This is a genomic window from Bacillus cereus group sp. BfR-BA-01360 (assembly GCF_022663595.1).
Lineage (GTDB): Bacteria > Bacillota > Bacilli > Bacillales > Bacillaceae_G > Bacillus_A > Bacillus_A cytotoxicus.
In genome coordinates this window covers 1-620 of the sequence record NZ_JAKUFV010000070.1, presented here as the reverse complement: position 1 = coordinate 620, position 620 = coordinate 1, and the positions used below count along the sequence as shown (strand labels likewise).

Here is a 620-nt window from a genome sequence, read left to right as displayed (position 1 = left end):
CTAATTCACCCTGATACGTCTCATTCACTTTGACATTCGGACCTGGCTTAACTTTTAACCGAATTCCTTCAGAATCTTTCCAGTTAATATGAACATTTTGATAGTCTGATGACTTTTGACTATGCACTAAGTAATTTTGATCGTTTAGTACAGTATCTACCCCATTTTGAGTGTATACTAATGCATCTGGCAATATATCCTTTTCATTCGAAGTTAATGGTTTCGCTTGTTTTACATATACGCTCCACTCTTTTCTATTTTCACGCTTATCTGAAACAACAATCTCGCCTTGCACGTTACTACGATTCACCGTTTTTTCTCTAGATGGAATTGTAATATTTTCAAAAGCAATTGTTTTGGGGACTTCAATGAATTCCAAGTTTCCCCCTATCACATTTACGGTAATGGTTTTCTTCACATTCTTAACTCTCAAGGTCACTGTATAACTTCCAATTTGATTGCACAGTCCACCGTTATCTACTTCCACTTGACTGGTGATATCTGTATTGCTAGGCAACTCCGTGGCTTCGGCTTTTGCTTCTTTTAAGATGAAAGTTTTCAATTCTTCTGGATTTGTTGGGATACTTCCTATCACCGTTGAAAAGTCATTCGCTTCTAAA

General features: G+C 36.8%; 1 pseudogene. It reads right to left on the bottom strand.

The features are described 5' to 3' along the window. Window positions 1-620 (bottom strand): annotated as a pseudogene (locus MR056_RS21925) (pectate lyase-like adhesive domain-containing protein); the annotation flags it as partial.